The organism is Streptomyces sp. NPDC007991, from assembly GCF_042958445.1.
GTDB lineage: Bacteria > Actinomycetota > Actinomycetes > Streptomycetales > Streptomycetaceae > Streptomyces.
Genome location: NZ_JBIBJD010000005.1, coordinates 1 through 13462 on the forward strand (window position 1 = coordinate 1; position 13462 = coordinate 13462).

Sequence of the window (13462 nt, forward strand, 5' to 3'; positions counted from 1 at the left end):
ATCTCCGCAGCGTCGCGACGCCCGGCACGCACGCTCGCCGCACGGTGCGCAGGGCCAGGTGGCTCCGCCACATGACCCTGCGCACCGCACGCCGAACGCACGCACCGAACGCCGCTCCTTCTCCTGCGGAGATCCATCAGAAGGGCCCTAGCCCCCGCCCTCCGAGACAGACGGGATCCGCAGCGTCACCGGCCCCGACAAGCCCGACGACAGCTGGGACTCGAACGCCCAGGCCGTCGGCGTGGCCTCGGCGAGATACGGCGCCAGCGTGCCCCGGACGGTCACCTCCAGCCGCACGCTGCGCCCGGCCGCGCCGCGCAACGGGAAACGGTAGGGCGCGCAGAACGCCTCACCGGCCGGCTCCCCGTCGACCGACACCTCCACACTGCCCCGCACCCGCCCGAGATCCAGCACGGGATCGGGCCCCGACGGCACCTTGAGGACCCGCGCGTACGTCACGCCTCCGCTCCAACTGCCCAGCCCCCGCTGCCGCCAGTCCCCCAGGGGCATCGGCGCCGGCACGGCACGCACCCGCACCGGCCCCCGCCAGGCGGAGCCGCCCCGCAGGACCGCCGTCGGCTCGGTGACCACATCGACCTGTGTGGGCTCGGGCAGCGGCCGGCGAAGTGTCAGCCGGTCGCCCTCCAGGGGGATTTCCGGCCCGTCCCCGACGCGCACCCTCGCGCGCAGCGCCAACGGCAGGCCGAGCGACACCGTTCCCGCCGGCACGGTGAACCGGAAACGCTGCGGCACCGCGTGGACGTCGTCGGTGGACCGCGACCGCCATACGGTGCCGCCGAGCACCGGCCGGCCCGTGAGCCACCCCGTGTCCGGCAGCGGGTGCGGCCGCACCGCCGCGTGACAGTGCTGCACCTCGCCCCGCCTGCGCTCGTCCTCGACGGTCCGCCCCCGCCAGTCACCCGACTCGGCCTCCCAGCCGGCGCCGCTGACCAGGGCCGTCACCCCGGCGCCGGAACGCACCACCAGGTCGGCGAACACCGCGTCCCGGGCGTCGGCACCGTCGGCCACGACCTCCAGCGTGTGCTCGCCCGCCCCGAGCTCGGGTTCGTGCCGGAAGAACATCGGCACGGCGCCCCAGTCCGCCTCGTAGTACTCCACCTTCTCCTGCCGCGCCACGACCTCCCCGTCGAGCAGCACCGTGACCGCCGAGGCGGCACCCACGACGAGCACCGCCCGGGCGTCGCCGGCCGGGACCCGGAGCCGCGCGCGGTAGGTGACGCGGCCGGCCGGCCGCACTCCGTCCGGAGGCCGCATGAACCGTGGACGCGGCCCGAGCCCGCCCGGCTCCGAGAGGCAGAAGAAGCTGCCCAGGGGCGTGCCGTCGGTGGCCGAGATCGCCGAGGGGCGACCCTGGGCGCCGGACAGTTCGTACTCCAGCACGTTGCGGTCCCGGGTCACCGTGACCCGGGCGGAGGCCAGGTAGCCGCCGCCGTCCGGTTCCAGCGGCTCGCCGTTCCACCACACGCGCTTGACGCACTCCGCCCCGACGTGCAGTTCGGCGGGCCCGCGGTGGCCGGTCTCCACGATCGCCCGGACCCGGGCCGCCGCCCCGCCGACCGGCACCGGCACGCGGACGAACTCCTCGTTCACCAGCCCCTTGAGGCCCAGCAGGCCGCCCGGGTCCGGGATGCCCCGGCTCGACGAGTACACGGCGACGTCCCAGCCCGCGCCGGGCGGCACCAGCGGCAGTTCACCGGCCAGGACCCGCTCCACGGACACGGCGTCCAGCGGCTCGGGCACCTCACCGGGCGGCACCGGCGGCAGGACGCGGACCCGGTTGCCGTATGTGACCGGCGTCCGCTCCCAGGCCCCGTCCCCGGCCCACTCCATGGTCCAGATCTGCGGCTCGTCCAGCGGCGCACCCGGGGGCAGCGCCAGATCGCCCCAGGTGTTGTCCATGGTGGGGACCAGACGGCCGTGCCAGCCGGCCGAGACGTCGATCACCCGGGCCGGTGTCTCCCGTCGAGGACGCGTGGGCGCCGGCCGGCCCTCGCGCCACACGACCAGGACCGCGGGGGCGCCGTCCAGCGGCACGTCGATGGTCGAGACGTCGCCGTCGCCGTCGCCGTCGGTGTCTGTGTCGCTGTCGCCGGAGACGGAGACCGTGACGTGCGCGGGGGCGCGGGACCCGGTCGCCGGGTTCCACACCTCGGCCTCCGCGACGGCGGCCCGCACGGTGACGGACGAGGTGCCGGCGGCGTCGCCCGACGGGGAGGACCCGGGCCGCAGCGGATGCGCGCCGATCTCGGGGAAGGCCGCCGTCACCAGCGCCACCGCCTCGTTCCCCGTCCGCCGGACGAGCAGTGGTACGTCGCCCGTGGCGTGACCGGCCGCGTCGGACACGGCCGCCGCGCCGGCCTCCGGGTCGCGCACCCGCTCCAGCCGGGGGTGCGCCAGCAGGGCCGCCACCACCGCGTCGTCACCGGACCGCCCCGCTGCCGTGGCGGGAGGACGGCCCACGACGACGACACGGCCGCCCACGTCCAGCAGTTCGGCCAGCCGCCGCGCCGTGTCCTCCTCCAGCACGCTCGCCGAGGGCAGCAGCACCGCGCGGTAGGCAAGATCCCTGATCCGCAGGGCGCCGTCGGCGGCCTCGGCGCGCCGCACCGAGTCGTCGTCGACGACGTCGAAGGAGATGCCGCGCCGGTCCAGGGCGCCGGCGTGTGGGGCGAGCCAGTTGTTCGTGCCGCACAGGCCGAGGTAGTGGCGCTGCGTCTCGTCGGCGTCGGCGTGGCCGTCGCCCAGCCGGCCGTCGCCGAAGTGCCGGACGGGCGCGTCCAGCGGGACGAGGGCCTGCATGGTCGCGGTCGGGTGCAGGACCGCCACGTCGGCGGCGTAGCCGCCCCAGGACATGATCGAGCAGATCCGCGCCACGGCCCGGGAGAACGCCGGGTACTGCTTCCAGTACGGCTGGCGCCAGTCGGTGGACGGCGGCGCCCACTCGAACCAGCCGCCCGCTGTGCCGAAGTAACTGGCGTGCGGGTTGTACAGGTTGGCGCCGCTGCGCAGGAACGGCAGCAGCCAGTGGTAGGTGTCCTCCAGCGTGCCGCCCCAGCCGGAGGAGTGGAACGCCTCGATCCAGACCCGCTCGTGGCCGTAGAGGTGGGCCATGGAGGAGTGCACCTTGGCGTCGCCGTGGTGGTCGCTGCCGGCCGCGCCGTACCAGCGGTGGGTGCGGAAGTAGTCGGTGTAGATCTGCGTCGACTGGGCCGGATAGCCCGCGCGGGCGGGGTGGCTCTGGTCGCTCCCCAGCAGCATCCCGCGCTCGCGGTGCCATGCGGCCAGCGGCCGGAAGAGGGCCTCTTCGGTGAGTTCCGCGCGTACGGCGTAGTAGTCGGCGCGGACCTTCGTCTCCGGGACGGTGGCGTCCGTGCCGAACAGGACCGGCAGGTGGTCGAGCAGGTCGTAGCCGCGGCGGGCGCGGAACTCGTCGGCGAAGCGGTGGCTCCAGGCGTTCGTGCCCGGCAGTTCGTCCTGGAAGCTGCCCGCGATGACGGTGCCCAGGTGCTCGGGCACGCGGCGGTCGTACTCGTGGTGCACGGCGTCCATCAACAAGCCGACGGCGTGCGGGTCCAGGTAGTCGAACGCCGTGGGCGCGGCGGTGACGAGCCGTACGCCGGTCCCGTCGGCGGCGGCGACGGCCAGGGTGCCCGGGCCGTCCGAGGCGACGTCGAGGCGTCGGCCCCGCGGCGAGTACGCGGCCAGCGGGGTCTCGGCGTCCCGCAGGGCCACTGTGCCCCGGACGACGGTGGCATCGCGGCAGCGCAGCGCACAGCCCCTGGCCTCGGGATGACGCCGTGTCACACTGCCCTGCACATTGGCACCGGAGAACCCGATCTGGTCGTAGAACCACAGGCGTGTGCCCAACTCCGCCGCGATCTCGCAGGCGTCGGTGAAGCGCGCCCACCACTCCTCGCCGAACCACGCCGGATCGTCCGCCCGGGCGCCGAACGTCGGGCCGGCCGGGGCCAGGTTGATCACGACGAGGTTGTGCACACCGCCCTCGGCGAACGCCCGCAGTTGCCAGGCGAGTCGCTCGCGGGTGACCTTCGCACCCGACCACCACCACAGGGGAGCCGGGCCGAAATCGCGGGGCGGGTCCTCGAACAGTTGCAGGAGCGCGGGGGAGATCACGGACGCGGTCCTTCCCCTAAAACGTTTTCAGGCCACTTTCACCGTAGGCGACCTGGAACGGTCACGCCATATCCCCGGACGGCACGGCGGACGGCGACACGCTGAAGCCGATGTCTGCGCGACACCTTGTTGCAACGTTTTTCCCGCCCTATATTCGCTGCGACCAGGCCCCCGGAACCGCGATGTCACCAGACGACGGAGTCGCATCATGGCCGGTACCCGCCCCATCCCCACACCGCTCTGGAAGGCCGCCGCCCTGTCGGGCATGGCCTCCTACCTCGACGCCGGGCTGATCGTCAGCATCTCCGTCAACCTGGCCATCTACCGCGACAGTTACGACATGGGCGTGTGGATGGCCGGTGCGATCAGCGCGATCGTCACCGGCTGCATCGCCGTCGGCTCCCTCGTCGGCGGCCGGCTCGCCGACCTCTTCGGCCGCCGCCGCGTCTACAACTGGGACATCTTCTGCTTCGCGCTCGGAGCGATCGTCATCACGCTGGCGCCCGACGACATCACGCTGCTGATCGGCGTCCTCGTCGCGGGACTCGCGGCCGGCGCCGACCTGCCGACGTCCCTGGCCGTGGTCTCGGACGCCGCGCCCTCCTGGGCCCGCGGCAGGCTGATCGCCTTCACCCAGGTCATGTGGATGCTGGGCATCACGGTCGCCATCTTCCTGGGCTTCGTCCTGTCCACCACGGGCATGACCGGGGCCCGGCTCATCACCGGACAACTCGCCGTCGCCGCACTCGTCACCTGGGCCCTGCGCTCCCGCCTGAAGCTGTCCGAGCACGACACGGCCGAATCCGAGACGGAGGCCGCCCCGCAGCGCGTCGCCCTGAAGAAGATCTGGACGCGCGCCGCCCTGCTGCCCATGACGGCGACGTTCGTCTTCTACGTCACATGGGGTCTCGGCGCCAACACCTTCGGCCAGTTCGGCACCTATCTGCTCGTCACCGTCAGCGACGCCTCACAGAGCCTGGCCACGGGAATCAACCTGGCCTTCATCCCGATCGGGGTGCTGCTGACCTTCGCCTTCGTCCGCGTCGCCGACAGCCCCTGGCGCGACCGGCTCTTCCACGTGGCCGCGGTCGTGCAGATCCTCGCCTTCGTCATCGCCTCCCTGACCGCGGGCGCGCTCGTCGGCATGCTCGTCTTCTTCGTGCTCTACCAGCTCTCCAACCCCTTCGCGGGAGAGGCGAACTACAAGGTGTGGTCGCAGCTCACGCTGCCCGCGGACACCCGGGGCACCACCCAGGGCCTCACCTACGCCCTGTCCCGCGGGGTCTTCGCGGTCGCCGCGTTCTTCACTCCCGCCCTGGCCGACTACAGCCCGTCCGTCCTGCTCTGGACGATCACCGCCTGTATGACGGTGGCCGCGTTCGCCGGCGTGTTCATCATCCGCGTCCTGGTCCGCCGTACCACCGGCGCCGTGCGGGACAGAGCGGACCTGCGTGTCCCCAGCACCTGAGCCGCAGCAGACCCGACAAGGAGCACCGACCATGGCAACGACCGCGGACCGCACCGCCGTTCGGGCCGCCGCCCTGCACGACCTGCTCCCGCCGGTCACCCGGCGCCGCACCCGGATCGGACTGGTCGCCGGCGGACTCGGCACGTACTGGCCGCAGTTCCCCGGGCTCCTGCCGCAGTTGCAGGAGTCGGCCGCCTATGTCGCCGAGCGCTTCCGGGGCATGGACGCCGAGGTGACCGACGCCGGATTCGTCTCCGACGCCCGGGAAGGAGCGCGCGCCGCCGAGCAGTTGCGCAAGGCCGACTGCGACCTCATCGTGCTGTTCCTGACGACGTACCTCACCTCCTCGATGGTGCTGCCGATCGCACAGCGCTCGCACACGCCGGTCCTGGTCATCGACCTGCAGCCGACCGAGAGGATGGACCACGCCTCCTTCGACACCGGGGCCTGGCTTGCCTACTGCGGCCAGTGCCCCGTCCCCGAGGTCGGCAACGTGTTCCGGCGCGCCGGCATCCCCTTCCGGTCGGTCTCGGGCTGGCTGCGGCAGGAGTCGGCCTGGCGGCGCATCGAACAGTGGATCCGGGCCGCGCACATCCGCGCCGCGCTCCGGCACGCCCGGCACGGCCTCATGGGACACGTGTACCCCGGCATGCTCGACGTGCAGACCGACCCCACGCTGCTGTCCACGACGTTCGGCTCGCACGTGGAGGTGCTGGAGTTCGACGACCTGCGGCACCGGGTGGAGCGCGTGACCGAGCAGGAGACCCGGGAGCGGATGGCGCTCGCCCGGCAGGTCTTCACCCTCGACGACAGCGTGGTGGAGGAGGACTTCGCCTGGGGCGCGACCGTGTCGGTCGCCCTGGACCGGCTCGTGGCGGACTTCCAGCTCGACAGCCTCGCGTACTACCACCGGGGCCTCGACGGGGAACTGCACGAGCGGCTCGGTGCCGGCATGATCCTGGGCGCCTCCCTGCTCACGGCCCGGGGCGTGCCGGCGGCCGGGGAGTACGAACTGCGCACCAGCGTCGCCCAGCTCGCCTCCCAGAGCGTCGGAGCCGGCGGCTCCTTCACCGAGATCCAGGCCCTGAACTTCGAGGACGGCGTCGTGGAGATGGGCCACGACGGACCCGCCCACCTCGCGGTCGGCGCGCGCGACCCGCTGCTGCGCGGGCTCGGTGTCTACCACGGCAAACGCGGCTGGGGCGTGAGCGTCGAGTTCGACGTCCAGCACGGGCCCGTCACCCTGCTCGGCCTCGGCCAGGACGCCGACGGCAGCCTGTCCTTCGTCACCTCCGAGGGCACCGTCGTACCGGGACCCCTGCTGGAGATCGGCAACACCACCAGCCGCGTCGACTTCGGCCGCGATCCCGGCGAATGGGTGGACGCGTGGAGCGCCACGGGTGTCGGCCACCACTGGTCCCTCGCGGTCGGCCCCCACGCGGCCGACTTCAGGGCGGCGGCGAGCCTGCTGGGCATCGACCACCGCCACGTGTGACAGGGGGGCGGGGGCCACCTCTGTGATGGGTGCCGCCCCCTCCCGTGACGGGTGCCGCCCCTCGTGCTGGGTCCGACCCGTGACGGATGCCGCCCCCCCCGTGATGGGCCTGGCGGGCCCTCGTGACGGGTGCTGCCCCCCGTGACGGGTGCGGCCCCCCCCGTGACGGGTGCTGCCCCCGTAGCGAGTCCCCCCCCGGGGCGGGTCCCCCCCCCGTGACGAGTCCCCCCGCGTCCCGTGTGACGGGTCCCCCCGCGTCCCGTGTGACGGGTCCCCCCCGTGAGGGGTGTCGCCCCTCACGGGCGGGTCCCGCTTGTGACCGGCGCCGACCCGTGATGGGTGCTCCCGGGCGACCGGCCCCCGTGACAGGACCCGGGTGATGGGCCCCGAGGATGGGGGTCGCCTCCCACCCCCAAATGGGTGCGGGCACCGATGGTGACCGCCCCGGGGCCCGTGTGACGCTGGCGGCGTCGCCGAGGCTCGCGCCCGTTGTCATGGCCGCGGCCTCGGCCGGCGCCGAGACGCGCACGACGCCGTCCGAACCGGCCCCACGAAGGAGGAGCCCCTATCCATCCCCGCACGGTGAAACGATCCGCCCCCGGCGCGCCCGCGAAGGCGGTGATCCGTGGGACACGCTGACAGCCTCCTCGCCATGGGCGGGGCCTTCCTGGCCGCCGCCTTCCTCGCCCGCCTCGGCGGCAGGATCGGACTCCCGACGATCCCGTTGTTCATGCTCGCGGGCATCCTGCTCGGCCCGCACACCCCGGGTCTGGTCATCGTCGAGGACGCACACGACTTCGAGATGCTCTCCGCGCTCGGACTGGTGCTGCTGCTGTTCTACCTGGGTCTGGAGTTCCACCTCGACGACCTCAAGAGCGGCGGCCGGCGGCTGCTGACGGCGGGTGGCATCTATCTGCTGCTCAACGTCGGTGCGGGTCTGCTCTTCGGTTTCGCCCTCGGCTGGGGCGTCCGGGAGGCGTTGGTTCTCGCCGGTGTCCTGGGGATCTCCTCGTCCGCCATCGTCACCAAGATCCTCATCGACCAGGGCCGCATCGGCCGTCCGGAGACCCGCCTCATCCTGGGCGTCATCGTGGTCGAGGACATCTTCCTGGCCCTCTACCTCGCCGCGCTCCAGCCGGTCATCAGCGGCGCCCGGGGCGTCGGCGACATGGTCCTCCAGGGCGCCAAGGCCTTCGGTTTCCTGCTGCTGCTCGCCGCCGCGGCCCGCTACGGCACCCGGCTGGTCGGGCGTCTCATCGCCACCCGCGACAACGAACTGCTCGTCATCAGCTTCCTCGGCGCGGCCGTCCTCGTGGCGGGAGTCGCCGAGGTCCTCGGGGTGGCCGACGCCATCGGCGCGTTCATGGTCGGCCTGATCCTGGCCGGCACGCCCTCCGGGCCGCGCATCCGGGAACTCGTGCATCCGCTGCGCGATGCCTTCGCGGCGATCTTCTTCTTCGCCTTCGGGCTCTCCATCGACCCCGGCGACATCGTCTCCGTCGTCGGTCCGGTCACCGCGGCGGCGGTCCTGACCGTCGTCATGAACGTCGCCGCGGGACTCCTCGTCGCCCGCGTGTACCGCTACGGCACCCAGCCCGCCGCCGAGATCGCCACCACCCTCCTGGCCCGCGGGGAGTTCGCGCTGATCCTTGCCGCCATGGCCGCCAGCGCCGGACTCGACGCCCGGCTCGCCCCGTTCATCGCCGGGTACGTCCTCGTCCTCGCCGTCCTCGGTCCCATCGCCGCCGGGCAGGCGCACCTGCTCGCCCGCGCGCTCCGGCCGGCCCAGGACGTCCTGCCCGGTCGCACGGCCCCGTCGTACGACACCGAGCCCCGGCCCCAGGACGACAGCACACCGTCCTCCGCCTCCGCCGCCCGTCCGGCCGAGGCCGAGCGGTAGGACCTGCCCTCAGGACTCGGTCAGCCGTCACGCCAACGGCATAGCGGGCGGTTCCGTACGGTCCCTCAGGCCGTTCGGTGACGGCCCGCTCCCGTCGTGCCGGGCGGGGCGGGGAAGCCGGCGAGCCGGGCATGTTCCCGCATACCCCGCATCCGCGGCCGTCGTCGTGGCCGCTCGTGCGGTTCCCCGCACCCCCGATGCCATCCGTGCCGTCACCCCTCCACGGACCGAACATCCGCCGTACGGCCCGGCGTTCGTACAGCGCGGCCGCCGGGAAGGATGAGGTGTGGGCCCCATGGCGGACGCCGCTGGAGGGGGGAGAAGCTGAAGCCCTGGTGAGACCGGCCGCGCCGCGCGTCGGCGGGCCGTCTCTCTCTGTACCGTCACGCGGCCCGACACCCCCAGCACTCGTCATGGCCTCGGCCGTGCCCTGCTTCGAAGCGCTGTCGGGTTCCGGGAAGGAGAAGCCGTGCCCCAGTCCGAAGACGCGCGTCTCGTCGACCTCGAAGCGCGACTCGAGCAGGAGGATCCCAGGTTCACCCGGGCCATGAGAGCCGGGCGCCCGGCCCGGCCCCGGGAGTACCGGCGTACCGGAGCGTGGTGGGCCCTGGCCCTCGGCGTGGCCGTGCTGGGCTCCGGCATCGCCCTGGCGCAGGGGCTGCTCATCGCGACCGGGCTGGTCCTCGTCGGCATGGCGGCCCAACTGGTCGACCCGGACCCGAGCCGCCTGGGCCGGCAGCGGCAGAGGCGATGGTGACGCGCTGGGCGGCCGGGGCGGATGCCGCCGTCAGGGTGGAGTTGTAACCCGTGTGAACGCCCCGGATGGTGGGAGGGTCCGGCATGACTGACGGTGGTTCACGTCGAGGCCGGGTCTCGTGAGCTGGCGAGGCGCCAGCGCCCGGTCCGCGACGGAAGGACTCACCGATGCGCTCTGCCCGCATGCTGCTCGCGACGGCCACGGCCACCGCCGCCCTCGCGATCGCCGCACCCGCCGCCTACGCCGAGGCGATGGGCGACTGGGACCACGACACCACTTCCTACAGCAAGGAGCACGACAAGGACGGCAAACACCACGCGCCGCACGGCGGGATGCACACCGGTGGCGGAGCCCTGGCCGCGGTGCCCGCGGACGCCGGGGACGACCAGGACCACCGCAAGGACGGCGAGCACGGCAAGGAAGGCAAGCAGGAGGAGCACGGCAAGCACGAGGGCCACGGGAAGGAATCCGGGCACGGCGACAAGCACGAAAAGCCGCACGGCGGGATGCACACGGGCAGCGGAGCCCTGGCCGTGGTGAACTCGGACGACTGGGACCAGGACGCCTTCAAGGACGGCGGGAGCGGCGACGACTCCTGGGGCGACAAGAAGGAAGAGGACTCCTGGGGCGGCAAGCAGGAGGAGCACGGCAAGCACGAGGGCCGTGGGAAGGAATCCGGGCACGGCGACAAGCACGACAAGCCGCACGGCGGGATGCACACCGGTGGCGGCGCGCTGGCCGCCGGGCCGGGCGTGACGGCCGGCGGTCTCGCGGTACTGGCGGTGGCCGGCACCGGTCTGTACGCACTGCGGCGCCAGAAGGCCTCCCGGGGCGTGGCATGACCGAGGCCTGACCCCGTAGCCGCCGTGGCCGCCGCACGTGCTCCTCGCGTCGCGGCGGCCCGGCTCGTCCTCCCGTGTGCCGTCCCCGCTGCCGTGTCCGTTCCGCTGCCGTGCCCGAATGAGGTGGTCTCCCTATGGCAGCCAGCCCCCTTCCCCCTGCCGAGCCCGGCCTCGCGCCGTCGAGGCGGCGATTCCGTACCGTCATGACGGTCCTGTGGAGTCTCGCCGCCCTGGTCCTGACCGTGAGCATGGTCGCCGGCCGTGGTGAGTCGTCGTCCGACACCGGCGGCCCGCCGCACGCCCCGCCGGCCGTCTCGCCGGCCGCGCCCGCCGTGCCCGACGCGCCGCCCTCGTCCGCGGCGCCGCACGGAACCGCCGCGTCCGGGACCGGGCGCCATCTGCCGCGGTCCCGGCCGGTCCGCCTGTACATCCCCAAGATCTCGGTGGACGCGCCCTTCACCGACCTCGTCATCGGCCGTTCGGGTCAGCTCGAACCGCCTCCGGCCCACGACACCAACCTCGTCGGCTGGTACGCCAAGGGCGTCTCGCCCGGGGAGGCCGGAACCGCGATCATCGCCGGGCACGTGGACACCGCGACGTCACCGGCCGTGTTCGCGGGGCTCAGCGAGCTGAGGAAGGGTGACCGGTTCCAGGTGGCGCGAGCCGACGGCAGCAGGGCGACCTTCGTGGTCGACGACGCGGAGTCCTTCGAGAAGGACGAGTTCCCCAGCGAGCGCGTGTACGGCGACACCCCGGACGCCCAGGTCCGGCTGATCACGTGCTCGGGCCCCTACGACCGTCAGGCCCGGGACTACACCGAGAACCTGGTCGTCTTCGCCCACCTCGTGTGACATCCGGGCCTGAGGCCTGACGTGGTGTTTTAAAGTGACTGCCACCAGTTCAGGCGACAGTGGGACCTGTGAGGTATTCGCGAACCATGACGACCGAAACGTTTGAGTTCCAGGTAGAGGCACGTCAGCTGCTCCAGCTGATGATCCACTCGGTCTACTCGAACAAGGATGTCTTCCTGCGGGAGCTCGTCTCCAACGCCTCCGACGCGCTGGACAAGCTGCGCCTGGAGAAGCTGCGGGACGACTCGCTCGACGCGGACGTGTCCGACCTGCACATCGAGATCGACGTAGACAAGGACGCCCGGACCCTCACGGTGCGGGACAACGGCATCGGGATGTCGTACGACGAGGTCGGACGGCTCATCGGCACCATCGCCAACTCGGGCACGGCCCGTTTCCTGAAGGAACTGCGGGAGGCCCAGGACGGGGGCGGCGCGGAGGGGCTCATCGGCCAGTTCGGCGTCGGCTTCTACTCCGGCTTCATGGTGGCGGACGAGGTGACGCTGGTGACCCGGCACGCCGGCGAGAGCCAGGGGACCCGCTGGACCTCGCGCGGCGAGTCCACGTACACGCTGGAGAAGGTCGACGACGCCCCGCAGGGCACCTCCGTGACGCTCCACCTCAAGCCCGCCGACCCGGAGAACCAGCTCCACGACTACACCTCGCCGTGGACGATCAGGGAGATCGTCAAGCGGTACTCGGACTTCATCACCTGGCCCATCCGGATGGTCCCGGACAAGGCCGACGGCGAGGACGCGCCCGAGCCCGAGACGCTCAACTCCATGAAGGCCCTGTGGGCGCGCTCGCGCGACGAGGTGTCCGACGACGAGTACCACGAGCTGTACAAGCACATCAGTCACGACTGGCGCGAGCCGCTGGAGACGATCCGGCTCCAGGCCGAGGGCACCTTCGAGTACCAGGCCCTGCTCTTCGTGCCCTCGCACGCCCCGCACGACCTGTTCACGCGGGACTTCAAGCGCGGCGTCCAGCTGTACGTGAAGCGCGTCTTCATCATGGACGACTGCGAGGCGCTGCTGCCGCCCTACCTCCGCTTCGTCAAGGGCGTCGTCGACGCGCAGGACCTCTCCCTCAACGTCTCCCGCGAGATCCTCCAGCAGGACCGGCACATCGCGATGATGCAGCGCCGGCTGACGAAGAAGGTCCTCTCCACGGTCAAGGAGATCAAGGCCAAGGACGCCGACCGCTACACCACGTTCTGGCGGGAGTTCGGCACCGTCCTGAAGGAGGGCCTGGTCACCGACTCCGAGAACCGGAACGCCATCCTCGCCGTCGCGTCGTTCGCGACCACGCACGCCGAGGACGAGCCGACCACCCTCGCGCAGTACGTGGAGCGGATGAAGGACGGCCAGCAGGACATCTACTACATCACCGGCGAATCCCGGCAGAGCATCGAGAACTCCCCGCACATGGAGGCGTTCCGCGACAAGGGCATCGAGGTCCTGCTGCTCACCGACGCGGTCGACGAGGTGTGGGTCGACGCCGTCGGCGAGTACGAGGGCAAGAAGCTGCGCTCCGTCACCAAGGGCGAGATCGACCTCGACGGCGAGAAGGACGAGAAGGCCGGCGGGGAGCGGGAGAAGCAGACCGAGGAGTACGCCGGACTGCTCGGCTGGATGCGGGAGCAGCTGGACGAGGACATCAAGGAGGTGCGCCTGTCGGCGCGGCTCACCGTCTCCCCGGCCTGTGTCGTCTCGGACGCGCACGACCTGACCCCGGCCCTGGAGAACATGTACCGGGCGATGGGCCAGGAGGTGCCGCGCACCAAGCGGATCCTCGAACTCAACCCCGGCCACCCGCTGGTGAAGAACCTGAACCAGGCGTACAAGGAGCGCGAGGACCGCTCGGGCCTCGTCGAGTCCGCCGAGCTGCTCCACACGCTGGCGGTGCTCGCCGAAGGCGGCCAGCCCAAGGACCCCGCGCGCTTCGTCAAGCTCGTGGCCGACCGCCTGGAGCGCTCGCTGTAGGCAGGGGAC

Annotated in this window: 8 protein-coding genes; 7 read left to right on the top strand and 1 reads right to left on the bottom strand. The window is 72.3% G+C overall.

The window, feature by feature from the left end:
- Positions 1 to 147: 147 nt before the first annotated feature.
- Entirely contained in the window at positions 148 to 4155 is a 4008-nt protein-coding gene (locus ACFZDA_RS14690; protein ID WP_391080200.1) for a glycosyl hydrolase, read from the bottom strand.
- Positions 4156 to 4363: 208 nt separating this feature from the next.
- Between ACFZDA_RS14690 and ACFZDA_RS14695 the strand changes: the two genes are divergently transcribed.
- From ACFZDA_RS14695 to htpG, 7 genes are all read left to right on the top strand, one after another.
- The gene (locus ACFZDA_RS14695) at positions 4364 to 5623 is read left to right on the top strand and encodes an MFS transporter (RefSeq protein WP_391080204.1); all 1260 of its coding nucleotides are present in this window, start codon (positions 4364 to 4366) and stop codon (positions 5621 to 5623) included.
- A gap of 31 nt (positions 5624 to 5654) precedes the next feature.
- Positions 5655 to 7118, top strand: a complete 1464-nt coding sequence (locus tag ACFZDA_RS14700) for an arabinose isomerase (protein ID WP_391080207.1) — start codon at positions 5655 to 5657, stop codon at positions 7116 to 7118.
- Positions 7119 to 7743: 625 nt separating this feature from the next.
- Positions 7744 to 9018, top strand: a complete 1275-nt coding sequence (locus ACFZDA_RS14705; protein ID WP_391080210.1) for a cation:proton antiporter — start codon at positions 7744 to 7746, stop codon at positions 9016 to 9018.
- Positions 9019 to 9487: 469 nt separating this feature from the next.
- Complete coding sequence (locus ACFZDA_RS14710; RefSeq protein ID WP_391080214.1) at positions 9488 to 9775, top strand: DUF3040 domain-containing protein; 288 nt, start codon at positions 9488 to 9490, stop codon at positions 9773 to 9775.
- Between the two features lie 167 nt (positions 9776 to 9942).
- Positions 9943 to 10617, top strand: coding sequence for a hypothetical protein (locus tag ACFZDA_RS14715; protein WP_391080217.1), 675 nt, complete (start codon positions 9943 to 9945; stop codon positions 10615 to 10617).
- Positions 10618 to 10751: 134 nt separating this feature from the next.
- Complete coding sequence (locus ACFZDA_RS14720; RefSeq protein WP_391080220.1) at positions 10752 to 11468, top strand: class F sortase; 717 nt, start codon at positions 10752 to 10754, stop codon at positions 11466 to 11468.
- 86 nt (positions 11469 to 11554) lie between these two features.
- Positions 11555 to 13453 (top strand): molecular chaperone HtpG, encoded by a 1899-nt coding sequence (gene htpG / locus ACFZDA_RS14725; protein ID WP_391080223.1) that lies wholly within the window; start codon positions 11555 to 11557, stop codon positions 13451 to 13453.
- Positions 13454 to 13462: the final 9 nt, after the last annotated feature.